This window comes from Curtobacterium sp. SL109 (assembly GCF_026672405.1).
In the GTDB taxonomy this organism is placed as follows: Bacteria; Actinomycetota; Actinomycetes; order Actinomycetales; family Microbacteriaceae; genus Curtobacterium.
In genome coordinates, this window is the sequence record NZ_JAPPRB010000002.1 from 3,301,209 (window position 1) to 3,324,404 (window position 23,196).

The following is a 23,196-nucleotide window of genomic DNA, read 5'->3' on the forward strand; positions in this document are numbered from 1 at the left end:
ACGCGCACGATGACCGACCCCGCACCCAGCACCACGACCGCCGACGCCCGCGAGCGCCACCGGCACCAGGCGGGACCCGCGATCGCGATCCTGCGCGGTGGGACCGGCGAGCACGTCGAGGACGTCGTCCGCACCCTGGTCGAGGCCGGTGTCGTGGCGATCGAGATCACGACGAACACCCCGCGGTGGCGCGAGGGCATCGCCTGGGCCGTCGACCGGTACGGCAGCGAGGCGTCGGTCGGTGTCGGGACGGTCATGGACACCCGCCAGCTCGACGACGCAGCCGTGGCGGGTGCGGTGTTCGCCGTGAGTCCGCACACCGACCCGGTCATCGGGGAGCGCGCCCACGAGCGCGGCCTCGGTTGGTACCCGGGCGCTGCGACGCCGACGGAGATCGTGCGTGCCTGGCAGCTCGGTGCCCGGGCGGTCAAGGTGTTCCCGGCCGCACAGCTCGGCGGTCCGGCGTTCCTGCGGCAGGTCCTCGCACCGCTCGACTTCGTGGACGTCGTCGCAGCCGGTGGCATCGGGCTGGACGACGCGGCCGACTACCTCGCCGCCGGGGCCGTCGCCGTCGGGCTGGGGTCGCCGCTCGTCGGGGACGCCCTGCACACCGGTGACCTCGACGCGCTCCGGGTCCGAGCCGGGCAGCTCCTGAGCGGGCTGCCCCGATGACGACGGTCCTGCTCCGCGGCGGCTCCGTGGTCGACGACGACGGGGTGCGGCTCGCCGACGTCCTGGTCGAGGACGACCGCATCACCCGCATCGCGCCCGCGGTCCCCGAGCCACCCGGTGCCGTCGTCGTCGACTGCGGCGAGCGCCTCGTGCTGCCGGGGTTCGTCGACGCGCACTCGCATGCCGGTGCCCTCGTGTTCGAGCCCGAGGTGCAGCTCGCGCTCCTCCGGCAGGGCGTCACGACGATCGTCACCGGGCAGGACGGCGTCGGTCCCGCCCCAGGCGACGGGGCCTGGGCCCGGACCGCCTTCGGCGCGATCGACGGCGAACACCCGCACCACGACGGCGGTGGCGTCGGGGACCTGCTCGCGACGTACGACGGCACGACCCCGCTCAACGTGGCGACGCTCGTGCCCGCCGGGACGGTCCGGCACCTGGTGCGCGGGGACGGTCGGGGCGCCGCGGCCCCGGACGAGCTCCGCGCGATGCGCACCCTCGTCCGCAACGGCCTCGACGAGGGCGCGGTCGGCCTGTCCACGGGGCTCGACTACGTACCGGGGCTGTACGCGGACACGGCGGAGCTGACGGCGCTGTGCGTCGAGGTGGCCGACGCCGAGGGGCTGTACGTGTCGCACATGCGCGGCGGGTACGAGGCGAACGCCCGGGTCGGCCTCGAGGAGATCGCGTCGGTCGTCCGCGCCACCGGGGTCCGTGCGCACGTGTCGCACCTGCACGCGCCTGTCGACCTGGTGCTCGGCGTCCTCGACGACCTGGAGCGGTCGGGCGCGCCGATGTCCTTCGACGCGTACCCGTACTCCCGCGGGTGCACGATCCTGTCGATGCTGCTGCTGCCGGCCGAGCTGGCGCGACCGGGCACGAGCGACCTGGCGGCGGCGACAGGGGACCCCGCCGGGCGTGCCCGTGTCCGCGCGGCCGTGCTCGACCGGGTGCTCGGACGCGCTGACCTCGGTGCCGGGTGGGCCGACCAGGTGACGCTGTCGCACGTGCCCGCGTCGGCGTTCCGCGCGCTGCAGGGCCGGACGCTCACCGTGGCGGCCGCCGTGACGGGCACGGACCCCGTGGACCTCGCCCTCGACGTGCTGGTGGCGTCGTCGTCGCAGGTCACCGTCGTGATGCGGGTCCCCGCGCCGAGGAGCGCCGACGACCTCGCGCCGTTGTTCCGCCGACCGGGACACACCGCCGGGTCCGACGGCATCTTCGTCGGCACGCACCCGCATCCCCGTGCGTACGGCACCTTCGCGCGGTACCTCGAGGAGTACGCGGTGCCCGGGCGGCTCAGCTGGGCCGAGGCCGCACGCCACCTCGCGACGACCGCCGCGGAACGTCACCGCCTGGGCGACCGCGGCACGGTCGCGGTCGGGGCGGTCGCGGACCTCGTCGTCGTGGACCCGGCCCGGGTGGCAGCCCGTTCGACCTACGCGCTCCCGATGCTCCTGGCCGAGGGCATCGACGACGTCCTGGTCGCCGGCGTCCCCGTGCTCCGCGACGGCGCCCTGACGCACGCGACCCCCGGCCAGGGACTCCGCAGAGCCGGCTGACCGGGGGTCGATGCGTGCGACGGCCTCAGGACGCGCTGGGCAGCACCGCCACGACGTCGATCTCCACGAGGATGCCGGCGAGGTGCGACTGCACCGTGGTGCGCACGGGGTACGGCGCCGTGAAGTGCTTGGCGTACTCCTCGTTGAAGGCCGGGAAGTCGCGGTCGGAGTGCTCGAGGTGCACGGTCGACTTCACGACGTCGTCGAGGGTGGCTCCGTGCTCGGCGAGGACGGCCGCCACGTTCGCGAGCACCTGCGCGGTCTGCCCGGCGACGTCCTCGGCCATCGCCCCGGTGGCCGGGTCCTGCGGGCCGAACCCGGCGGTGTACAGGAAGCCGTTGGCGACGATGCCCTGGCTGTAGGGGCCGGCAGGCTTCGGGGCGTTGTCGGTCACGATGGCGGTCTTCGGCACGGTGGGTCCTCCTGGATTCGAGTGGACGGGGTCGACCGGACGGGGTCGAACGGACGGGGTCGAACGAACGGGTCGAACGGACGGCGCCTCCAGGCTAGGGCCGCCACCGCTGCCGCGGCCGGCCACGGGACACGCGCTTTCCGGCCTGCACAACGGGTCGGCGAGCCTCCCGTCCGGTCCCCGCCGCGTGTCGGCCAAGGCCGACGGCGACCGTCCAGCGTTCCCTCGCTACCCTGCTGTGGTGCCGTCTGCTCTGCCCGAACGACGTGGGACACACACGTGACCCGTCTCGAGGGGACCCTGCCGCAGTCGATCGCGACCGGTCGACGCCGTGCGATCGACGCGGTGGCGAGCCTCCCCGCGTGGGCCGCCGTGCTGCTGGTCTGGACCGGCGGTCGTCTCGTGTCGACGCTCTGGCTGGCGTTGGCGTACCCGCTGATGGCGCGCTCGCAACCGGAGAACGCGATCTGGGGGAACGAGCACGGGTTCCTGCGGTTCCTCACGTCCTGGGACGGCCAGTACTACGAGCAGATCTCGCTGCACGGCTACCCGACCACGCTGCCGCTCGACGCCGCCGGGCACGTCGCCCAGAACGCCTGGGCGTTCCTGCCCGCGTTCCCGTTCACCATCCGGCTGCTGACCGTGTCGACCGGGCTGCCGTTCGACGTCGGCGCACCGGCGGTGGCCCTGATCGCCGGGTTCGTCGCCGCGCTGCTCCTGCACCGACTCGTGCGCGAACGTGCCGGTGACGCAGCCGCCATGTGGGCGGTCTTCTTCTTCACGTGCGGACCGCTGTCCTTCCTGTTGCAGGTCGGGTACGCGGAGAGCACGTTCCTCGCGCTGACGTTCGGCGCGCTCCTGGCGCTGGAGCACCGGCGGTACGGGCTGCTGACGCTGCTCGGGGTCGCCGCCGCCTTCACCCGCCCGGGGGCCCTGGCGCTGCCGCTGACACTCGGCGTGGTCGCCCTGATCCGACTGGTCCAACTGCGCCGCGGGTCCGTCCGCGTGCTCGACGGGTTCCCGCTCGGCGAACTGGTGCGGGTCGTCGGGGCCGGCGTGACGATGGTGGCGGCCGGGCTGGCGTGGCCGTTCGTGGCGGCGCACGTGACCGGGCAGCCGGACGCCTACCTGGCGACGGAGATGTCGTGGTGGGTGAACTTCATCGGGCGCGTCGACTTCATGCCGCTGACGCCGTGGTTCCTCACGACGGCGAAGTGGCTCGGCGTCGGCGGGGTCATGATCGTGATCGGGCTGCTCGTCGGGTACCCGGTGTGGCTGCTGCGACGGTCGACCCGCAGGCTGGGGACCACCACGCTGGTGTTCTCGGGGGCCTACGCGCTGTACGTCTTCGCGGTGTCGCTGCCGATGGCCTCCACGCCTCGGCTGCTCATGCCGCTCGCGCCGCTGCTCGGGTCGCCGGAGCTCGTCGCGAAGCCGTGGATGCGGTGGACGCTGGTGACGTGCGCGGTGCTCGGGCAGCCGGTGCTCGTCGCGGTGCTGTGGCTGCTCGGCCCCCCGTGACGGTGCTTCCGAGCGCCAGCGCAGAGCGCAACCGCGCGGCGGTGCAGGCGCTCGGTGCGAGCTTGACCACCTCGTGAGCGCTCCCAGCGCTGCACGGAGTGAGGGGCCTCGCACCGGCTGCCTGATCGCGCGCCGTGCGAGGCCCCTCGCCCGCTAGAGCTCGACCGTGCCGTGGCTACCGACGTCGGGCTGGGACTCCCGCCCGAGCGCGGCCTTCATCGTCTGCACGAGGGTGCCGACCTTGCCGGAGTCCTGCGTCCAGTACTCCACCGAGTCGCCCTCGACGGTGAGGAGCCGGATCGAGGGGTCGTCCCGTCCGTCCGGGAACCAGGCCTCGGCGAACGGCGACCACAGCTCGTCGATGACCGAGTCGTCCTGGGTGACCGTGGCCGTCCCCGCGATGGAGAGGTAGCCGCCCTGGGACTCGATCGCGACGTTGACGTGCGGGTTCCTGGCGATGTCGGCGACCTTCTCGCTGCCGTCCTGCACCAGGAAGCGCAGGGTGCGGTGGAAGGTCTTGTCCTGCACCGCGAGCGGTCGTGCGTGCAGGGACCCGTCCTCGCTGACCGTGGTCAGGAGGGCGGTTCGGGCTCCGTGGACGATGTCCGAGATGGCGGCGAGTTGGTCCGCCTGCGTGTCGGTCATGGTGCTCCTTCGCATCGAGTGCCCCGTTGCACCGACCTGGCCGGGCAACCCGGGGGCGTACCGTTCGGGTCAGTCTGCCCCTCGACCCTGGACACGTCCAGCACGTCGGTCAACCGCTCCCGACCGGCCAGGAGGCTCGGCGCGACTCCGCCCCGCCGGCTGCGGGGCGCGCGGTGCGGGTCCGTCAGGCGGGCTCGTGGATGGTCGTCTCGACGTCGACGACCTGTGGGATGCGCGGCATCGACGCGAAGCCGAAGCGCACGGGCGGGTCGAGCGGCGCCAGGTCCCCGAGGGGCTCGCCCGCCCAGGTCCCGCGCACGCCGGTGACGTCGTGCGCCCCGGTCACCCCGTAGTACTCGCGGCGGCCGTTGCCCGCCGAGCCCGCTGTGCCGGCACCCGGTGCGACGAGCCGCGCGATCGGGTTGATCGTCCGGAGCCACCTCGGGTCGCGGGCTATCGGCTTCGGCACGACCCGCAGCAGCCGACCGAGCGGCGAGATCGTGCCGACGTCGATCGTCGCGCGGAGCTGGCCGGCGTCGAGCTCCAGGCCGGACGCCGTGCGCCGGGCGTTGACCGGCAGGACGTCGACCGCGTCGAAGCGGTAGGTGCCGGAGACGTAGGCGGCGACGATCTCGTCCGGGGCGAGCAGCACGCTGGACCCGTCGGGCAGCTCCACGAAGACGTCCGTGAACGCACCGAACGGGGACTGCTCCCACATGCCGATGACGAGCCGGACGCCCGAGGTCGTGCCGACGCCCATGATCCGCCCACGGAAGCGACGTTCGATCGTGCTGGAGTGCTGTGGCATGCGGTGGACGCTACCCGGCGCTCCCGTGAGGCGGTGCGGCGGACGCGCACTGGGCCTCCCGGCAGGTCGGTCAGGGGACGGGGACGGGCTCCGCCAGCAGCTCGCGGACCCGCGGCGCGACCGCGGTGCCGTAGAGCTCGATGGAGCGCATCATGTCCTCGTGCGGCAGACGCCCGGTGGCGTAGCGCATGTCGAAGCGGGAGACGCCGAGGATCCGCATGTTGCGGGCGATCTTGCGGGCGACGGTCTCCGGCGAACCGACGTACAGCGAGCCGCCGGCGGAGAGCCCGGCCTGGTACTGGGCGACGTCGAGGGGCGGCCAGCCGCGCTCGCGCCCCAGCCGGTCGGTGACGTCCTTGTGGTACGGCCAGTAGCGCTCGGCGGCTTCCTCGTCGGTCGCGGCGACGAACCCGGGCGAGTGCATCGCGATCGGCTGCTGCGGGATCTCGAGCTGGTCGAGGGCCTGGCGGTACAGGCGCGAGAACGGGGCGAACTGCGCGGGCTGCCCACCGATGATCGCGAGGAACAGCGGCATGCCGTAGGACGCGGCGCGGATGACCGACTGGGGCGACCCGCCGACGCCGATCCACGTCGGGATGGGGCCGTGCTCGAGCTTCGGGAAGACGTCCTGCTCGGTCAACGGGGCGCGCTTGGTGCCGCTCCACGTGACGGTGTCGCCGCCGCGGAGGGCCGCCCAGAGCTGCAGCTTCTCCTCGAACAGGACCTCGTAGTCGGACAGGTCGAAGCCGAACAGCGGGAAGGACTCGGTGAAGGACCCACGGCCGAGGATGACCTCGGCGCGGCCGTTCGAGAGCGCGTCGACGGTGGCGAAGCGCTCGTACACGCGGACCGGGTCGTCGGAGGACAGCACGGTGACGGCTGAGCCCATCCGGATGCGCTCGGTGCGGGCGGCGATGGCGGCGAGGACGACCTCGGGGGCGCTGACGGAGTAGTCGGCGCGGTGGTGCTCCCCCACGCCGATGAAGTCGATGCCCACCCGGTCGGCGAGGACGGCCTCGTCGACGAGGTCGCGGAGGCTCTGCGCGTGGGTGCGGGTGGTGCCGTCGAGGCGGTCGGTGACGTCGCCGAACGTGTCGAGGCCGAGCTGCACGGGACCGACGCGGTCCGGTGCGGGCGGCGGGACGTCCGAGGGACGACCGGTGCCGAATGCGTTGCTCATGCGATGCCTCCTGATTGATGCGTACGCATGAATCTAGCACAGGGGGACGTCGGACGCGAGGGGTCGGCAGGGCCCGCGTGTACCGTCGCGCCCATGCCGCAGATCCCCGACCAGACCGGCCGACGCATCATCGTCACCGGGTCCAACAGCGGCACCGGCAAGGAGACCGCCACCCGCCTGGCCGCCGCCGGTGCCGACGTCGTCATCGCCGTGCGCACGACGTCGAAGGGCGAGGCCGCTGCGGACGAGATCCGCGCCGCGCACCCCGGCGCCTCGGTCGAGGTGCGCGAGCTCGACCTCGCCGACCTGGCGAGCGTCCGCCGCTTCGCCGCGGGCGTGCTCGACGACGACCGCCCCCTCGACGTGCTCGTGAACAACGCGGGCGTGATGGCGCCGCGCGAACGGTTCGAGACCGTCGACGGCTTCGAGCTGCAGTTCGGCACGAACTTCCTCGCCCCCTTCGCGCTGACGAACCTGCTGATGCCGGCACTGCTGCGTGCCGAGGCACCGCGCGTGGCGACGATGTCGAGCCTCGCGGCGGTGCCCGGGCGCATCCGGTTCGAGGACCTGCAGTGGCAGCGCGGCTACAGCCCGTTCCGGGCCTACGCCCAGTCGAAGCTCGCCGACCTGCTGTTCGCGCTGCACCTGCACACGCTGTCCGTCGAGCTCGACTGGCCGCTCCTCAGCACCGCCGCGCACCCCGGCTACACGCGCACGAACCTGCAGTCCGCCGGGCGGTCACTCGGGCGGTCGGCACCGGTGTCCTCGGACCAGCGGGCGTGGCCGTGGACGCAGGGCGTGGAGCAGGGCAGTGAGCCGCTGCTCTTCGCCGCGGTCGGGCGTGCTGCCACGGGTGGGGCGTACTACGGACCCGCCGGGGCGTTCGGCATCACGGGCCCGACGTCCGTCGCGTCGATCCCCCGCTCGGCCCGGAGCACCGACCTGGCACGCAGCCTGTGGGCCGTGGCCGAGGACCTGACGGGGACGCACCTGCCGGCCTGAGCACCGGGGCGCAGACGCGTCAGGCGCGGTGGAGCTCCACGGAGCCGCTGACGTCACCCGGGTCGGCGAGCCGCGCGTGCTGCAGCACCGTGCGCCCGTGCCCGACGGCCGCCGCCACGATCGAGAGCGTCGCGAAGTGCCCCTCGGGCTCGACGGTGTCGCGGAGGATCGCGTCGGGGTCGTCCGGCGACAGCGCGGCCGAGGCGGCGAGGACCCCGAACCACGGTCCCCAGCCGTCGCCCGCGTCCGAGCCGGCATCCGAGCCGTCACCGGCGTCTGACCGGGCCTCGGCGGCGCGGAGCTCGTCGAAGGGCGCGAGTTCGGGCGGTCCGTCCGGCGCGGCGACCTGCCGGAAGGCCTCGAGCCACCGGCCGATCCGCGGTGCCGCGGGGTCGTCGGGCTCACCGTGCGTGACCATGTGCACGCCCGGCCCGAGCTCCGTCGTCCGGACACGGACGCCGTCCCACGACAGCACCTCGGCACCGGACGCGGTGGCCCGCACGAGGTTGAACGCCCGGGTCGTCGGCACCGAGCCGTCGTGTCCCGGCAGCTCCCGGTCGGCGACGGCGTCGAGGGGCAGCACCCCGCGGGTGGTCCAGGTGCCGTCGGCGGAGGGGACGTCCTCCCACCGGTTCAGCACGACGGCGAGCCCACGTTCGTCGGACGCGGCGAGCCAGGCCCCGCCGGCCTCGCGGTCGCGGACTCCGCGGACGGCCGGGTCGCGGTCGGGCCACCAGGCGGCGGGCGGGTCCCACGGGCGGGACGGGGACTCGTCACGCATGGCGAGCATGGTGACGGGCCACGCCGATCGGGGATCGACGCGGACGACGACGGTGCACATGCGACCGATCCTGCCACCCGCTCGCCGACCGCCGGGCCGGGCCGTCCGGGTAGCGTGAGCGCTGTGAACGAGGCACCGGAGCAGCGCAGGACCATCGTCGTCGGCATCACCGGGGGGATCGCGGCGTACAAGGCCGTGCAGGTGATCCGCGAGTTCGTCAAGGCGGGCCACGACGTCCACGTGGTCCCGACCGAGGGCGCGCTGCGCTTCGTCGGACTGCCGACGCTCGAGGCCCTGAGCCGGAACCCGGTCACGACGAGCGTGTTCGAGGACGTCGCCGAGGTGCGCCACGTGTCGCTCGGGCGTCGCGCGGACCTCGTGGTCGTCGCCCCCGCGACCGCTGACTCCCTCGCTCGGATGGCGGCTGGCCTCGCCGGGGACCTGCTCGGCACGACCCTGCTGGCGACCGAGGCGCCCGTCGTCGTCGCCCCCGCGATGCACCCGCAGATGTGGGAGCACCCCGCCACCCGGGCGAACCTCGCCACGCTCCGCGACCGCGGCGTGCACGTCGTCGGGCCGGTCGTCGGCGCGCTCACCGGCGACGACGCCGGCATCGGACGGATGTCGGAACCGGAGGACATCGCGGCCGCCGCCCTGGCGGTGCTCGCGCAGACGACGGACGCGAGCCGGACCACCGGGGCCGAGCCGAGCCTCCCGGCCGGCACCGACTCCCCGGCCGGCACCGGCTCCCCTGCCGGCACCGGCGCCCGCGGCGAGCAGGGCGACCTGGCCGGCGTCCACGTCGTCGTCAGCGCCGGCGGCACCCGCGAGCCCTTCGACCCGGTGCGCTTCGTCGGCAACCGCTCCAGCGGCCGACAGGGCGTGGCGATCGCCGCGGCCGCTGCGTCCCGGGGCGCGACCGTCACCCTGGTGTCCGCGAACGTCGACGCGGGCCTGACCGCCGGCCTCGACGCCCGGATCGTCCCCGTCGGCTCCGCCCTCGAGCTCGCCGAGGCCGTGCACGCCGCAGCCGCCGAGGCCGACGTCGTCGTGATGACCGCAGCGGTCGCCGACTACCGCCCCGCCGAGGTGCTCCAGGAGAAGCTCAAGAAGGACGCGCAGGGCGAGCGGATGACGCTGGAGCTGGTGCGGAACCCGGACGTGCTCGCCGACCTCGTGGCGAACCGCCGTGCCGGGCAGGTGATCGTGGGGTTCGCCGCCGAGACCGAGCCCGACCGGGACGCCCGCATCGAGCTCGGCCGCGCCAAGATCGCCCGGAAGCCGGCGGACCTGCTCGTGGTGAACCACGTCGGCTGGTCGGCGGGCTTCGAGCGCGAGGAGAACCAGGTCGAGGTCCTGGTGCCCGGCGGCGCGGTGGTGCGGGAGGCCGCCGGCACGAAGGCCGAGGTCGCCACGGTCCTGCTGGACCTGGTCGCGACCGCCCTGACCTGAGCTGACCTCTTCCTGTGGTCGCTCTGGGAGCATCCCGGGGTCCCAGGGCCACGATGGGCGCCATGGGACGACGCTCCGACCGCGCCAGACGCGCCTCCAGGACGGCGGCCGTGCTCGCCGTCCTCCTGGGCGGCGCCGGTGCCACGCACTTCCTCCGCCCGCGCGGCTACGACCGGATCGTGCCGACCGGTCTGCCCCCGCGCACCACGACCCTGGCGTCCGGGATCGCCGAGCTCGGCATCGCCGCCGGCCTCGCGGTGCCCGCCACCCGCCGCGCCGCCGGGCTCGCCGCAGCGGCACTGTTCGTCGCGGTCTTCCCCGCCAACGTGAAGATGGCACGCGACCTGCTGGACAGCCCCCGTTCGACCAGGGCCTCGCGGCTCGTCGCGGTCGTCCGACTGCCCCTGCAGGCACCGCTCGTCGCCTGGGCCCTGCGCGTCAGCCGGCACGCGCCCCGCCGGTGAGCGTGTCCCCGCGGGACCGGGCCTCGGTCCCGCTGCTGCACCGCCCGGTGACCGTGCACGCGTGGGACGACGTCGTCTTCGCGCACTGGCGGCACGACCCGGAGGCCCTGGCACCGCTGCTCCCCCGCGGCGTCCGTCCCGACGTCGTGGACGGCAGCGCCTGGGCCGGGCTGTCCTCCTACGTGTTCCGCGAGACCGCGGTCCCGCCGTTCCCGCCGTCGCGTCGGCTCGGGTCGATGACCGAGGTGACGATCGAGGTCCTCACGGTCGACGACCGCGGCCGCCACGGGGTCGTCTACCGGACGGTCGACACGAACAACGTCCCGGCGATCGTCGCCGCGCACGCCCTGCTCGGCGTGCCGTACACGTTCTCCCGCGCCGGCGGTCGGCGCCGCGGGGACACGCTCGAGTACCGCTCGGTGCGGCACCCGGACCGGTGGGCAGGTCGGCTCCGGTCGGTGCCGTCGCTCCGGGTCGGAGGCCCGGCACGGCCCCGTCTCGCCACCACCGTCCGCGTCGTGGCCGGTGAGGTCGACGACTCCGCCCTCGCCGCCGAGCTCTCGACCCGGGCGGGGATCCACGCGAAGCTCCTCGCGCAGACGGTGTTCTGGCAGCGGCAGCACCCACCACTCGTCCTGCGCCGGGCCCGGCTCGACCGGCTCGAGGGCGACCTGCCCGCTGCCGTCGGCCTGCCGGGGCTGTTCGACCGCGCACCGGACTCGGTGCTCGTGCTCGACGGCACGACGGTCCGGTACGGCTGGGGAGACGTGGTCCGGTGAGCGCCGCAGCTGGGCGCGACCCGTTCGACCTCGACCGCTTCGTGCGGGCGCAGGACGGCGTGCACGCCGTCGCGCTGGCGGAGCTCCGGCGGGGCCGCAAGTCCTCGCACTGGATGTGGTTCGTGTTCCCGCAGCTCGCCGGGCTCGGGCGCAGCGCCACCGCCGAGCGGTACGCGGTCACCGGCCCCGACGAGGCCATGGCGTACCTCGCGCACCCCGTGCTCGGCAGCCGGCTGGCCGAGGTCACCGACGCGGCCGCCACCGCGCCGGCGTCGAGCGTGGACGCGCTCATGGGCGGCATCGACGCCCTGAAGCTGCGCTCCTCGATGACGCTGTTCGCCGCCGTCGCACCGGACCCCGCGCCCTTCCGCCGGGTGCTCGACCGCTGGTGGGACGGCACTGAGGACGACCGCACGCTGGCCCTGCTGCGCACCGCGACCTGACACTCCCGATCCGAGCGCAACGCCGTTCGCATATCAGGTATCGTGACCGATGCGTCCGCACAGATCCCTGGTCGAACCGGACGAACCCGACCCGAAGGAAACGACATGCCGGTCCCCACCAGCGCCCCGACCGAGCACCAGCTGCTCCGCGACACCGTCCGTCAGAAGATCCACGAGGCGATCATGGACGGCACGCTCGAGCCGGGTGAGCGACTCAACGACGACGAGCTCATCTCCTGGCTCGGTGTCTCCCGCACCCCCATCCGCGAAGCCCTCAGCCAGCTCGCCCGCGCCGGCCTGATCGAGATGGCGCCGAACCGCTACACGCGCGTGACGACGCCCGACCCGGCCGAGGTGATCGAGGCCATGCAGACCCTCGGCGTGCTCTTCGGCGGCGTCGTACGGCTCGCGGTGCCCCGCCTCACCACGGCGTCCCGCAAGAAGATCCTGACCGCGCTCGACCGCACCATCACCGAGCTCGAGGCCCACGACGTCGCCGCGGTGAACACCGACGCCCTCGGGGTCTTCGCGCTGTACGTCGCCGAGTGCGGCAACCCGAACCTGCAGCGCGTGTGCATCGACACGATGGACGGCCTGGCGTTCCGGCTGCGCCTGCCGAACCTCGACCAGCTCGTCGACTGGGACCGGATCACCGAGGACTTCCGCGTGCTCCGCGCCGCCACCGAGAGCGGGGACAACGTCGCCGCCGAACTCGCGACCGAGGCCATCCACCAGCTGCCCGGTCAGAAGCGCTGAGGACCCCCGTTCCTGCGAACGCCTGAGCATCCACACAGGAACCGCCCGCCTCGACCCGCGAGACGGGCGGTTCCTCGTTCCGCGCCGACCAGCCGACACCCCGCCGAGGACTCCCAGCAGCGCGCCGCAGCCAGCCGGTAGCATCGCGGGAACCCACCCGACGAGCACTCCCGGAGCAGCAGATGAGCACTCGGCAGACGGACCGCACCGAGGTCGCCGCACGCCTCGCCGGAGCGGTCGGACGGATCAACCGCCGCGCCCGCACCGACTCCGCCTCGCTCGGGTACGGGATCATCTCCGCGCTCGCCACGATCCAGGCCCACGGACCCCTGCGCCCCGGCGACCTGTCGCGGATCGAGGTCGTCACGAAGCCCACGATGACCCGCATCCTGACGGAGCTCGAACAGCGCGGCTTCATCGCCCGCGAAGCCGACCCGACCGACGGCCGCGCGTTCATGGTGAGCGCCACCGAGGCCGGCATCGCCGCGGTCGAGGAAGCCCGTTCCCGACGCACCGGACTGGTCGCCGAGCTCATCGAGGAACTGCCCGCTGACGACGTCGCCGCGATCGCCCAGGCCCTCGACGCCCTCGAGCGTGTGGCGCAGGGTCGGACCGCTCAGGAGAATGCCAGCTCGGACCGCTGAACCAGCCGTTACCGAACCGTTACCGGCCGTTCAGGAGGGCTGGATCGGGCCCGGGATGGACCGTCCGTTCAGGGTGACGAGTCATCGTTGCCGCTTCGCCACCGCGGCGGCCGCCCCACACGGCCGCGCACCGGCGGACGGACGGGCCCCACACCACCGTCCGGTCTCCCCCGGCTCCCCGTGCCCGCGCGACGACGCAGCGCGCACGATCGGAGCCGCCTGACCACCGGAAACGATGACAGGACAGCACCCCCTCCCCCCGAGCACGACCCCCACCCCCACCACCCGCCGACAGGCGCTGGACTCCCCGAGCCGCCGGTTCCGCCGGGCCCTGCGTCGCCGCGGTGTCCTCGCCGTCAGCGGCGCCGCGGTCCTCGCGATCGCGGGCGGTGCGCTCGCCGTCGGCACCCAGCCCGCCCTCGGTGAGGCGCTCGGGGTCCCGACCGCCAGCGCCTCCGCGACGCCGGCGCTCCACGGCACCGACCTCGACCGGGCCCAGGCGGCGGCGACCATCGTCACCGCGCGCACGGTCCTCGCGGACGCCAACGACAAGACCGACACGTCGACGCTCGAGCGCCACATCTCGGCGCTGTCCGACTACCCGACGCTCTCGGGCGGCGCGCTCAGCGACCGGATCGAGACGACCGTCGACACCGTGCAGGACGTCGCCCAGGCGAGCGCCGACCAGGACAAGCGCGACGCCGACGCCCGGGCCGCCGAAGCGAAGGCCCGGGCGGACGCCGCAGCCGCGAAGGCCGCCGCCGACGCAGCAGCAGCAGCCGCCGCGAAGGCCGCAGCAGCACAGGCGGCCGCGAACACCCCGGCCGGAGCCAAGGCCACCGCGAGCGCCCTCGCCGCGTCGCGGTTCGGCTGGGGAGCCGACCAGTTCCAGTGCCTCGACAACCTGTGGACCAAGGAGTCGGGCTGGAACTACCGGGCGTACAACGCGAACGGTGGCGCCACCGGCATCCCGCAGGCCCTGCCCGGGTCGAAGATGGGGACGGTCGCGGCCGACTGGCAGACCAACGCCACCACCCAGGTCACCTGGGGGCTGCAGTACATCTCGGCCGCGTACGGCACCCCGTGCGCCGCGTGGGGCCACTCGCAGGCGAACAACTTCTACTGAGCGACCACCCGCTCCTCAGCAGACGACACGCACGGCGACGGGTCCCGGGTTCCCCTCGGGGCCCGTCGCCGTGTAAGCAGAACCCGTGCCCCCGCTGACCGGACTCCGCCGCATGGCGCCCCGCGACCCCGCCGAGGACCACCGAGCCGCGAGCCCGCTCGAGCTGCTGTTCGACCTGGTGTTCGTCGTCGCGGTGGGCTTCGCCGCGACGAACCTGCACGAGATCGAGGCCGAGGGCCACGTCACGGCCGCGGTCCTCGCCTACGCGCTGGTCTTCTTCTCGATCTGGTGGGCGTGGATCAACTTCACGTGGTTCGCCACCTCGTTCGACACCGACGACTGGCTGTACCGCGTCACGACCTTCGTGCAGATGGCCGGTGTGCTCGTGCTCGCCGCCGGGGTCGGTCCGGCGATGCAGGACGGCGACTTCACCGTCGTCGTCATCGGGTACGTCGTCATGCGCCTGGCCCTCGTCGCACAGTGGATCCGTGCGGCCGTGTCCAGCCCGGCGTACCGGGCGAACGCGGTGCGCTACGCCGTGGGCATCGTCGTCGTGCAGGCGCTGTGGGTCGCCATGCTGTTCCTGCCCGCCGGCTCCATGCCGTTCGTGGCGCCGGTGCTCGTGCTGCTCGAGATGGCCGTCCCGGTGTGGGCGGAGTCCGGCACCGCGACGACGCCCTGGCACCGACGCCACATCGCGGAGCGGTACTCGCTGTTCACGCTGATCGTCCTCGGCGAGGGGCTCGTCGCCTCCGCGAGCGCGGTCATCGACGGCCTGCACGACGCGGAACACCTGGCGCCGCTGCTGGTCCTCGCCGCCGGTGGGCTCGTGATCGTCGCCGGACTGTGGTGGATCTACTTCTCCCGCGAGCAGCACGAGCACATCCGCGGTCTGCCGAGCGCGCTGCTGTTCGGCTACGGGCACTACGTCGTGTTCGCCGCCGCTGCCGCCCTGCCCGCCGGGATCGAGGTCGCGGTGAGCGCCGACGCGGGCCACGCGGACCTGTCGCACGCCTCGGTCGCCGCGACCGTCGCGGTCCCCGTGGCGGTCTTCGTCGCCGCCGTCTGGGCGCTGGCCCTGCGCCCGTCGCTCACCCTCCGGGCGAACGTGACCGTCGTCGTCCTCACCCTCGCGATCGTCGCGAGCACCGCCGTGCCGGCAGCCTCGCTCGTCGCGACGGCGCTGCTGGTGGCCGCGATCGTCGTGGTGCTCGAAGTCGCCGCCGTCCCCCTCCCAGGAAGCAGGACCCCATGACCACCTTCCCCCACGTCACCGTCGTCGGCGCCGGCGTCCTCGGCGCGCAGATCGCGTTCCAGGGAGCCGTCCACGGCCTCCCGGTCGTCGCGTACGACGTCGACGAGCAGGCGCTCGAGGCTGCGCGTACCCGGCTGCAGACGATCCACACGCAGTACCTGGCCGACCTCGGCGAGGAGCACCGCGATGCGGCTGACGCCGGCATCGCCCGCATCACCCTCACCAGCGACCTCGCCACGTGCGCGGCGGAGGCGGACCTCGTCATCGAGGCCGTCCCCGAGGTCCTCACGCTCAAGGAACGCGTCTACGCCGAACTCGCACGGACGGCTCCGGAGTCGACCGTGTTCGCGACGAACTCCTCGACCTTGCTGCCGAGCCAGCTCGCCGAGGCCACCGGCCGGCCGGACCGGTTCCTCGCGCTGCACTTCGCGAACCACATCTGGCGGCAGAACACCGCCGAGGTGATGGGCGGCCCGGAGACCGACCCGGCCGTGTTCGACCGGGTCCTCGCGTTCGCGGCCGAGATCGGCATGGTCCCGATCCCCGTCCGCAAGGAGCAGCCCGGGTACGTCCTCAACTCCCTGCTCGTCCCGCTCCTCGGCGCTGCCGCCCAGCTCGTCCTGCGCGGCGTGGCCGAACCCGAGACGGTCGACGCGACCTGGCGCATCGGGACCGGAGCCCCGATGGGGCCGTTCCAGATCATCGACGTGGTCGGTCTCCGGACGGTCCACGCCATCTCGTCGGCCAGCGACGACGAGGGTGCGCGGCTCTGGGCCGCGTACCTGCAGGAGCACTACCTCGACCAGGGGAAGTTCGGCGTGGAGTCCGGGGAGGGCTTCTACAGGTACTCCTGACCGGGCCTGACGGCGGACTGGAGGCCCGTGGCGGCGCCGCCACGGGCCTCCCGTCCGTCTGTGGTCGCGTCAGCCGATGCGGGCGATGCGGACGTCGACGCGCGAGAGCACGAGACGGTGCCGGGCGGCCTCGTCGAGAGCGGCGTCGTGCACGGCGCGGGCGACGGCCGGTGCCGGCGCGAAGCCGTCGGTGCCGATCACGATGCGGAGCACGGCGCCGTCGAGCACCAGACGACTGACCGTCGGGGTGACGCCGAAGCGGATCGCGGTGACGGCGCTCTGCACCGTCGGGCGGGCGCGGAAGAGGTCGGCGACGCCGGGGACCTCGAGGACGACGGCCTCGATCGCGGCGAGGGCAGCGGCCGACCACGTGGGCGGCTCGGACGGGACCGCGGCAGGGAGCTGCGTGCCGGTCTCACGGGTGTCGTCGGTGTCGCTCATGCGTCGGCCTCCCCTGCGGTGCTGTCGGTGGTGTCGGTCGGGTCGACCGTGCGGGTCCGTCCGGAGGCGGCCTCGGAGACGGCTGCCGGCTCGACCAGGAGGTCGCGGACCAGGACGTCGACGGCCTCGACGACCAGGTCGGTCTGCTCGGCCAGCGCGGTGGTCACACCGGCGCGGACCAGCTCCGCCGTCGCGTGGATCGCGGGGCCGGCGATGATCGCGACCTCGACCGTGACACGCACGGGTGCGGCGAAGACGGTGACGTCGCCCTCGATGGAACAGCGTGAGACGACGATGCCGGGGACGGCGTCGCCGGCACGACGGACGAGGGAGCGGATCGCGCCCTCGGTCATCACGGGACGCTCGGTCTCGGACTCGGCGCGCAGGGGGACGTCGCGGCCGGCACGGGCTTCGAGCGAGATGTTCGCCAGCACCCCACCGATCCAGGACTCGTCCGCGGGGGCCTCGAGCTGGGCTGCCGTCTCGAGGGCGCTGAGCGAGGCGTTCCGCAGCCGGATGATGGCGGCGAGGGCGTTCTGGCACGCGGGCGAGTCGTCGATGCTCGGGTCCGCCGGCTGCATGCCGGCGTCGAGGTAGTCGGCGAGCTCGTCGATCGAGTGTCCGTCGAGGTCCTCGGGTTCGAGGGCGGCGAGGACGCTGGGGTCGCTCTCGCGGGGGTCGGGTCCGGCGGTCATCGCCATCCCTCCATCAGACTGATCATGTTCTTCCGGGCTCGGGACAGCAGCCCCCGGACGGTCGAGAGCGGCACGTCGAGCTCCTCCGCGATCTCCTCGTACCGGTAGCCGAGGAGTTCCTTCATCACCCAGCACCGACGCTGCGCCTCGGGCAGGGACGCCAGGGCGAGCTCGGCCGCGTGCTCCCGGTCCCGCGCCTCGGCGACCCGCTCGGGGGCACCGTCGGTGGGAGCGGCGACCTCGAGCTCGGTGACGTCGTCGTGGTCGCGGCGGGCACGGATGCGGTCGAGGCACTTGCGCGAGAGGATCCGCATCATCCACGCCCGGACGTGCGCGCGGTCCTCGAGGGCGTCGAGCTTGTCCCACGCGGTGATGAAGGTCTCCTGCACGACGTCGTCGAGCTCGTCGGTGGAGCCGAGCGTGCGACGCGCGTAGGCCCGGAGCAGCGGCGTGTGCCGCCGGATCAGGACCTCGAACGCCCGGACGTCCCCGTCGGCCGAGCGGCCGGCGAGGACGCCGTCGTCCAGGTCGACGAGGGCCGTCCCGGGAGGTTGGTGCTGCACGCTTACCTTCTACTGGTCAGTGATGGGGGAACGCCGTGCGCGGTCTCAGGCGACGCGAGCCGGCTGCGCGTCCTCGGCGTCGTCGTCCTCGCCCGGGATGAAGACGTCCTGCACCGTGACGTTGACCTCGGTGACGTCGAGGCCCACGAGCTGCTCGATCGCGCGGGTGACCGACGAGCGGACGGCCTCGGCGAGGTCCTGCAGCGCGACGGGGTACTCGGCGACGATGACGACGTCGGCAGCGACCTGGTGCTCGCCGACCTCGACCTTGACGCCCTGGCTGTGGTCGCGCTGGCCGATGGCGTCGCGGAGGGCACCGATGGCACGGGCTGCGCCGCCACCGAGGCCGTGGACGCCGGGGACCTCGCGCACGGCGATGCCGGCGACCTTCGAGACGACGGCGTCGTCGATGACGGTCTTGCCGGAGGCGGTGGGGGTGGCGCTCGTGGCGCGGGTGATGTCGGTCATGGTCGTGCTCCTTCTGTCGCGGGTCGTGGTGTTCGTCGTTCACGGATGGGACGGCGGGCCCGGGTGGATCGTCACGGGGTCCAGGCAACTGCCAGCTTCCGGTCGGGACCCCGGATGCGGCAGGGTTGTCCCATGTCGACCGTGATCGCCGTCTGCCGTGTGGACCGCCTGCTGCCCGACTCCGGCGTCATCGGGGTCACGGCCATCGACAAACGCCCCGTCGAGGGGCCCGTCCGTGTCCGGCCGCTCGGGTTGCACGCCGACGTGCAGGCCGACCGGAAGCACCACGGCGGCGAGGACCAGGCCGTGTACGCCTACGCCGACGAGGACGCCGAGCACTTCGCCGCGATGCTCGACCGCCCCGTGCCCGCCGGGCTGTTCGGCGAGAACCTCCGCACGTCCGGGGTCGAGGTCACCGGAGCGGTCATCGGGGAGCGCTGGCGCGTCGGCGAGACCCTGCTGCTCGAGGTCACGATCCCCCGCATCCCCTGTGGCACCTTCGCCCGGCGGATGGGCATCGCGAAGTGGGTGAAGCGGTTCGCGGACGAGGGCCGACCCGGCGCGTACCTCCGCGTGCTGAAGTCGGGGCCGGTCGCTGCGGGCGACTCCGTCACCGTCGTCGACCGGCCGGCGCACGGCGTCACCATCGGCGACATGTTCGCCGGGCTCACACCGGAACAGGCGCAGGCCGTGCTCGACGTCGACCGGCCGGTCGCGCCGAAGGTGGAGCGCGAGGCGCGCAAGGCGCTGGCGCCCGGGCGGGTCCGCGCGGCCGTCTAGGGGCGCGGGCGGGCTGGGCGCAGGGGCCGGGGCGCGAACCGGCACCGCACCACCGGTGCCGGCTCGAACCACCCACGAAGGCGGCGCGAGCCCACTTCCGTTGTGCAGATGCGGACCGAACCGCCTGGAGGCCCGGGACGCGTCCGGCGGACTGGCACCGGTCCTCCAGGCCGCCCGCGCCCGCCCGCCCGCGGACATCGCGACCCGTCGCGACGCGATGTCCGTGCCACGGTCATGACGGACCGGCTGCCCCTCCGCTCGGCGGCACGCCGTCCCCCCGCATCGGGTCGAGCGGCCGCCGCGCCCGCGGGAGGCCCGCCACGACGAGGTCCCATGCGTTGGCGACGAGGTCCTCCACCAGGACCTCGTCGATGCCCGGCCCCGGCGACAGCGTGATCCAGTGGCGCTTGTCCATGTGCCACCCCGGCGTGACCTCGGCGAGGTCGCGCACCAGCGCAGCGCCGTGGGGCGGTGCGCACTTGAGGTTCACGATCGGGACGCCCCGCAGCTCGGTCGTCATCACGAACATCTTCCCGACGACCTTGACGACGATCGCGCCCTCGCCGAAGGGCTGCGTCTCCTCGGTCGCGGGCAGCGCCAGGGCCGTCCGCAGTGCGACCTCGTGCAGGGCTTGCCCGTCCATCACGCCAGCATGCCGCACGATCGGGACATCACCCCCACAGCAGCTGAGGAATCCATATGATCAGCGTGCCGCGTACCCGACGCGACATCGACCTCCCGGGGGAACCCATGCGCACCAACCGTGTCATCCGCACCATCGGCCTGTCCGCTGCCGCAGCCGTCCTGGCGACCACCGTGTCGCTCGGCGGAGCAGCGTCGGCCCAGGCCGCTCCGACCGTCTACAAGAACTGCACCGCGATCAACAAGGTCTACTCCGGCGGCATCGCGAAGAAGTCGGTGACCAGGAACAAGGTCACGTCCGGCGGGAAGGTGACCTACCGCGCGCTCCAGGGCACGGTCAAGAAGGACGACGCCCTGTACAACGCGAACAAGAAGTCCGACCGCGACGGTGACGGCATCGCCTGCGAGAAGAGCTGACCCGACGCCGGGGGTCCGGCCCCGGCAGTGTCCCGGTCAGAGCGCCGGCACGCCCTCGCCGCCCGACCGCGGTCGGGCGGCGCCGGCGACACCGGTGACGACCGACCCCGCGGGGACGTCCTTCGTGACGACCGTGCCCGCGCCGACGACCGAGTCGTCCCCGACCGTGATCGCGCCGATCAGGGACGACCCGGCGCCGAGCACCACGCGGTCCCCCACGGTCGGGTGCCGTTTGGCGCCCGGGCCGTGGGCACCGCCGCGTCCGCCGAGTGTCACGCCGTGGAACATCAGGACGTCATGCCCGACGACGGCCGTCTCGCCGATGACGACACCCATGCCGTGGTCGATGAAGAACCGCTCGCCGATGCGGGCACCGGGGTGGATCTCGATGCCGGTGAGCATGCGGGCCGTCTGCGCGACGATCCGGGCGGCGAACCGGGAGCCGGGCAGCCCCTGCGCCAGCCACAGCCGGTGCGACAGCCGGTATGCCCAGATCGCGTGCAACCCGGAGTAGACCACGGCGTTCTCGAGGTCCCCGCGCGCTGCCGGGTCACCTCGGCGTGCTGCGGCGAGGTCCTCGCGGATGGTCCACAGCACGCCTCGTCGAGCTCGGGTCACGCAGTGAGCCCCTCGAACAGCACGGTCGACAGGTAGCGCTCGCCGGTGTCGCAGACGATCGCGACGATGCGCTTGCCGGCGTTCTCGGGCCGCGCCGCGATGACGAGGGCGGCGTGGATGATCGCACCGGAGGAGATGCCCGCGAGGATGCCCTCGTCGGTGGCCAGGGCACGGGCCACCCGCAGGGCGTCGTCGAGCTCGACGTCGAAGACCTCGTCGATGACGGAGCGGTCGAGCACCTCGGGGACGAAGTTCGCGCCGATGCCGGCGATCTTGTGCGGCCCGGCCTTGCCCTGCGTCAGGAGCGGCGAGTCCGCGGGTTCGACGGCGACGATCTGCACGCCGGGCACGCGTTCCTTGAGCACCTGGCCGACACCCGTGATGGTGCCGCCGGTCCCGACGCCCGCGATGAACACGTCCACGTGCTCCTCGGTGTCGCGGAGGATCTCCTCCGCCGTGGTCCGACGGTGGATGGCGGCGTTCGCGGCTGTCTCGAACTGGTGGGCCAGGATCGCGCCGGGCGTCTCGTCGACGATGGCCGCGGCCCGGGCAACGGCGCCCTGCATGCCCTCAGCGCCAGGGGTCAGGACGATCTCGGCGCCGTACGCGCGCATCACGGCCCGACGCTCGACGCTCATGGTCTCGGGCATCGTCACGATCACGTCGTACCCACGCGCAGCGCCGACCAGGGCGAGCGCGATGCCGGTGTTGCCCGACGAGCCCTCCACGATCGTGCCGCCCGGCTTGAGTTCGCCGGACTCCTCGGCAGCGTCGATGATCGCGACGCCGAGGCGGTCCTTCACGCTGGCGCCCGGGTTGTAGAACTCGAGCTTCGCGAGGACCTCAGCCCCGCCCTCGGCCGGCAGCCGGTTCAGCCGCACGAGCGGGGTGTTCCCGAAGGCCTGCGAGATGTTGTCGTAGATGGTGCCGCTCATCGGTTCCGTCCTCACGTCGGTCGCGTCCGCGACCCATCCTGGAGGCGCGGTGTGCGCCTGCGATCCTAGCCACCGGACCCGACGTGGCCGTGTCTGTGACGCGCCCCGACCGCGGGGCGCACCACGCCCTCCCGTCCGTCGCTCGTACCCCGCGGTCGCCGCATCGAGGGAGCAGAAGACGTCGTGTGGGCCCGCGCGACCCGACGACTCCTGCTCCCTCGATGGAGGGGAGGACGGGCGCTGCGGGCTCAGCGCACGAGGGCCGTGCGGGTGAAACGGTCGTCGGTGGCCTCGAGCACGCGGAGCACGTTGCCGCTCGCCAGCGCCCCGAGGTCCGCGGCACCCCACCCGCGGCGCTCGAGCTCGGCGGCGAGCACCGGGTACCGCGACACGTCGCGCAGGTCCGGCGGCAGCACCGGGGTGCCGTCGTAGTCCCCGCCGAGGCCGATGTGTGCGGCGCCGGCGACCTCCCGCGCGTGCTCGACGTGGTCCGCGACGTCCGACACCGTGACGAGCGGACCCTCCCCCTCGGAGCCGGCCTCCTCCCAGTCGGCCCAGGCGCGCGAGACGAACTTCGGCACGAACGTCAGCATCACGACGCCGCCGTTGTCGGCCAGGCGGGCGAGCACGTCGTCGGGGACGTTCCGCGGGTGGTCGTCGATCGCGACGGTGGACGAGTGGCTGAAGAGGACCGGGCGGGTGGCGACGTCGAGGGTGTCGCGCATCGTCGCCGGGGCGGTGTGGGACAGGTCGACGAGCATGCCGTTGCGCTCCATCTCCGCGACGACCTCCCGCCCGCGATCCGTCAGGCCACCGTGCGCCCGGGCTCCCGTGGCCGAGTCGGCCCAGGGCGTGTCCTCGTTGTGCGTCAGGGTCATGTAGCGCACGCCGAGCCGTGCGAGGACGCGGAGCACGGCGAGGTCGTCGCCGATCGAGTGTCCGCCCTCGGCGCCGAGCAACGACGCGATGCGCCCGGAGTCGACGGCGGCGCGGACCTCGGCGGCGGTCCTGGCGAGGGCGAGGTCGTCCGGGTACCGCTCGACCATCCGGTGCACGAGGTCGACCTGCTGCAGGGTCGTCCGCACGGGGTCGGGGTCGTCCGCGGGCACGAAGACCGACCAGAACTGCCCGACGACACCGCCGGCGCGGAGCTTCGGCAGGTCGGTGTGGAGGGAGTCCTGCTCGGTGTCGATGCCGTCGAGCCCGGAGTCGTGCGACTCGCGGCGCTCCCACGGCAGGTCGTTGTGGCCGTCGATCACCGGGAAGGGAGAGGTCATGCCCCCG

The 23,196-nt window shown here is 73.5% G+C and carries 28 protein-coding genes; 15 read left to right on the forward strand and 13 right to left on the reverse strand.

What is annotated here, in order from left to right; genetic code table 11:
* Window positions 1-9: 9 nt before the first annotated feature.
* Complete coding sequence (locus tag OVA28_RS17030) at window positions 10-672, forward strand: bifunctional 4-hydroxy-2-oxoglutarate aldolase/2-dehydro-3-deoxy-phosphogluconate aldolase (RefSeq protein ID WP_268097796.1); 663 nt, start codon at window positions 10-12, stop codon at window positions 670-672.
* Complete coding sequence (locus tag OVA28_RS17035) at window positions 669-2,231, forward strand: N-acyl-D-amino-acid deacylase family protein (protein WP_268097797.1); 1,563 nt, start codon at window positions 669-671, stop codon at window positions 2,229-2,231. Before OVA28_RS17030 ends, OVA28_RS17035 begins: the two co-directional genes overlap by 4 nt.
* 25 nt (window positions 2,232-2,256) lie before the next feature.
* Here OVA28_RS17035 and OVA28_RS17040 read toward each other — a convergent pair whose 3' ends face one another.
* Window positions 2,257-2,643 (reverse strand): RidA family protein, encoded by a 387-nt coding sequence (locus OVA28_RS17040; RefSeq protein ID WP_194662363.1) that lies wholly within the window; start codon window positions 2,641-2,643, stop codon window positions 2,257-2,259.
* Between the two features lie 279 nt (window positions 2,644-2,922).
* On the opposite strand from OVA28_RS17040, the gene OVA28_RS17045 reads away from it, so the two are divergent.
* Window positions 2,923-4,164: a hypothetical protein gene (locus OVA28_RS17045; protein WP_268097798.1), complete on the forward strand. Its 1,242-nt coding sequence runs from the start codon at window positions 2,923-2,925 to the stop codon at window positions 4,162-4,164.
* Between the two features lie 153 nt (window positions 4,165-4,317).
* On the opposite strand, the gene OVA28_RS17050 is transcribed toward OVA28_RS17045, so the two are convergent.
* The 3 genes from OVA28_RS17050 to OVA28_RS17060 all read right to left on the reverse strand — a co-directional run bounded on the left by OVA28_RS17050 (window position 4,318) and on the right by OVA28_RS17060 (window position 6,797).
* On the reverse strand, window positions 4,318-4,809 hold the full coding sequence (locus OVA28_RS17050) for a pyridoxamine 5'-phosphate oxidase family protein (protein WP_194662367.1): 492 nt from the start codon (window positions 4,807-4,809) through the stop codon (window positions 4,318-4,320).
* A 184-nt stretch (window positions 4,810-4,993) separates the two neighbouring features.
* On the reverse strand, window positions 4,994-5,617 hold the full coding sequence (locus OVA28_RS17055) for a hypothetical protein (protein ID WP_194662369.1): 624 nt from the start codon (window positions 5,615-5,617) through the stop codon (window positions 4,994-4,996).
* 70 nt (window positions 5,618-5,687) lie between these two features.
* Window positions 5,688-6,797 (reverse strand): LLM class flavin-dependent oxidoreductase, encoded by a 1,110-nt coding sequence (locus OVA28_RS17060; RefSeq protein WP_268097800.1) that lies wholly within the window; start codon window positions 6,795-6,797, stop codon window positions 5,688-5,690.
* A 93-nt stretch (window positions 6,798-6,890) separates the two neighbouring features.
* Between OVA28_RS17060 and OVA28_RS17065 the strand changes: the two genes are divergently transcribed.
* On the forward strand, window positions 6,891-7,799 hold the full coding sequence (locus OVA28_RS17065; protein WP_268097801.1) for an SDR family oxidoreductase: 909 nt from the start codon (window positions 6,891-6,893) through the stop codon (window positions 7,797-7,799).
* A gap of 19 nt (window positions 7,800-7,818) precedes the next feature.
* On the opposite strand, the gene OVA28_RS17070 is transcribed toward OVA28_RS17065, so the two are convergent.
* A complete protein-coding gene (locus tag OVA28_RS17070; protein ID WP_268097802.1) occupies window positions 7,819-8,640 on the reverse strand; it encodes an NRDE family protein in 822 nt (273 codons plus the stop codon).
* Window positions 8,641-8,703: 63 nt separating this feature from the next.
* Between OVA28_RS17070 and OVA28_RS17075 the strand changes: the two genes are divergently transcribed.
* The 9 genes from OVA28_RS17075 (at window position 8,704) to OVA28_RS17115 (ending at window position 16,353) form a co-directional block, all read left to right on the forward strand.
* Entirely contained in the window at window positions 8,704-10,032 is a 1,329-nt protein-coding gene (locus OVA28_RS17075) for a bifunctional phosphopantothenoylcysteine decarboxylase/phosphopantothenate synthase (RefSeq protein WP_268097803.1), read from the forward strand.
* Between the two features lie 62 nt (window positions 10,033-10,094).
* Window positions 10,095-10,496 carry a DoxX family protein gene (locus OVA28_RS17080; RefSeq protein WP_268097804.1) on the forward strand — a complete coding sequence of 134 codons (402 nt, stop codon included), beginning with the start codon at window positions 10,095-10,097 and terminating at the stop codon, window positions 10,494-10,496.
* Entirely contained in the window at window positions 10,493-11,275 is a 783-nt protein-coding gene (locus OVA28_RS17085) for a DUF2071 domain-containing protein (protein ID WP_268097805.1), read from the forward strand. The genes OVA28_RS17080 and OVA28_RS17085 overlap by 4 nt, the downstream gene beginning before the upstream one ends.
* A complete protein-coding gene (locus OVA28_RS17090; protein ID WP_268097806.1) occupies window positions 11,272-11,718 on the forward strand; it encodes a DUF1810 domain-containing protein in 447 nt (148 codons plus the stop codon). The genes OVA28_RS17085 and OVA28_RS17090 overlap by 4 nt, the downstream gene beginning before the upstream one ends.
* Window positions 11,719-11,823: 105 nt before the next feature.
* Window positions 11,824-12,474, forward strand: coding sequence for a GntR family transcriptional regulator (locus tag OVA28_RS17095; protein ID WP_194662383.1), 651 nt, complete (start codon window positions 11,824-11,826; stop codon window positions 12,472-12,474).
* Between the two features lie 182 nt (window positions 12,475-12,656).
* Window positions 12,657-13,118, forward strand: a complete 462-nt coding sequence (locus OVA28_RS17100; RefSeq protein WP_194662385.1) for a MarR family winged helix-turn-helix transcriptional regulator — start codon at window positions 12,657-12,659, stop codon at window positions 13,116-13,118.
* 235 nt (window positions 13,119-13,353) lie between these two features.
* On the forward strand, window positions 13,354-14,244 hold the full coding sequence (locus tag OVA28_RS17105) for a phospholipase (protein ID WP_268097807.1): 891 nt from the start codon (window positions 13,354-13,356) through the stop codon (window positions 14,242-14,244).
* An 85-nt stretch (window positions 14,245-14,329) separates the two neighbouring features.
* Window positions 14,330-15,499, forward strand: coding sequence for a low temperature requirement protein A (locus OVA28_RS17110; RefSeq protein WP_268097808.1), 1,170 nt, complete (start codon window positions 14,330-14,332; stop codon window positions 15,497-15,499).
* The gene (locus OVA28_RS17115) at window positions 15,496-16,353 is read left to right on the forward strand and encodes a 3-hydroxyacyl-CoA dehydrogenase (RefSeq protein ID WP_194662388.1); all 858 of its coding nucleotides are present in this window, start codon (window positions 15,496-15,498) and stop codon (window positions 16,351-16,353) included. Before OVA28_RS17110 ends, OVA28_RS17115 begins: the two co-directional genes overlap by 4 nt.
* Before the next feature lie 69 nt (window positions 16,354-16,422).
* Here the strand turns inward: OVA28_RS17115 and OVA28_RS17120 are convergent, their stop codons facing one another.
* The 4 genes from OVA28_RS17120 to OVA28_RS17135 are packed head-to-tail and all read right to left on the reverse strand — an operon-like array spanning window position 16,423 to window position 18,520.
* The gene (locus OVA28_RS17120; protein ID WP_268097809.1) at window positions 16,423-16,794 is read right to left on the reverse strand and encodes a hypothetical protein; all 372 of its coding nucleotides are present in this window, start codon (window positions 16,792-16,794) and stop codon (window positions 16,423-16,425) included.
* Window positions 16,791-17,489: a hypothetical protein gene (locus OVA28_RS17125; protein ID WP_268097810.1), complete on the reverse strand. Its 699-nt coding sequence runs from the start codon at window positions 17,487-17,489 to the stop codon at window positions 16,791-16,793. The genes OVA28_RS17120 and OVA28_RS17125 overlap by 4 nt, the downstream gene beginning before the upstream one ends.
* Window positions 17,486-18,052 (reverse strand): RNA polymerase sigma factor, encoded by a 567-nt coding sequence (locus OVA28_RS17130; RefSeq protein WP_268097811.1) that lies wholly within the window; start codon window positions 18,050-18,052, stop codon window positions 17,486-17,488. The genes OVA28_RS17125 and OVA28_RS17130 overlap by 4 nt, the downstream gene beginning before the upstream one ends.
* A 45-nt stretch (window positions 18,053-18,097) precedes the next feature.
* Window positions 18,098-18,520: an Asp23/Gls24 family envelope stress response protein gene (locus OVA28_RS17135; RefSeq protein WP_268097812.1), complete on the reverse strand. Its 423-nt coding sequence runs from the start codon at window positions 18,518-18,520 to the stop codon at window positions 18,098-18,100.
* Between the two features lie 132 nt (window positions 18,521-18,652).
* On the opposite strand from OVA28_RS17135, the gene OVA28_RS17140 reads away from it, so the two are divergent.
* Window positions 18,653-19,300: an MOSC domain-containing protein gene (locus OVA28_RS17140; protein WP_268097813.1), complete on the forward strand. Its 648-nt coding sequence runs from the start codon at window positions 18,653-18,655 to the stop codon at window positions 19,298-19,300.
* A 232-nt stretch (window positions 19,301-19,532) separates the two neighbouring features.
* On the opposite strand, the gene OVA28_RS17145 is transcribed toward OVA28_RS17140, so the two are convergent.
* A complete protein-coding gene (locus OVA28_RS17145; protein WP_268097815.1) occupies window positions 19,533-19,943 on the reverse strand; it encodes an MmcQ/YjbR family DNA-binding protein in 411 nt (136 codons plus the stop codon).
* Window positions 19,944-20,050: 107 nt separating this feature from the next.
* Here OVA28_RS17145 and OVA28_RS17150 point away from each other — a divergent pair, with 107 nt between their 5' ends.
* Complete coding sequence (locus OVA28_RS17150) at window positions 20,051-20,359, forward strand: excalibur calcium-binding domain-containing protein (protein ID WP_268097816.1); 309 nt, start codon at window positions 20,051-20,053, stop codon at window positions 20,357-20,359.
* A 36-nt stretch (window positions 20,360-20,395) separates the two neighbouring features.
* Here OVA28_RS17150 and epsC read toward each other — a convergent pair whose 3' ends face one another.
* The 3 genes from epsC to OVA28_RS17165 form a co-directional block, all read right to left on the reverse strand.
* Window positions 20,396-20,977, reverse strand: coding sequence for a serine O-acetyltransferase EpsC (gene epsC, locus OVA28_RS17155; protein ID WP_268097817.1), 582 nt, complete (start codon window positions 20,975-20,977; stop codon window positions 20,396-20,398).
* Complete coding sequence (gene cysK / locus OVA28_RS17160; protein ID WP_268097818.1) at window positions 20,974-21,912, reverse strand: cysteine synthase A; 939 nt, start codon at window positions 21,910-21,912, stop codon at window positions 20,974-20,976. Before cysK ends, epsC begins: the two co-directional genes overlap by 4 nt.
* 248 nt (window positions 21,913-22,160) lie before the next feature.
* Complete coding sequence (locus OVA28_RS17165; RefSeq protein ID WP_268097819.1) at window positions 22,161-23,189, reverse strand: dipeptidase; 1,029 nt, start codon at window positions 23,187-23,189, stop codon at window positions 22,161-22,163.
* Window positions 23,190-23,196: the final 7 nt, after the last annotated feature.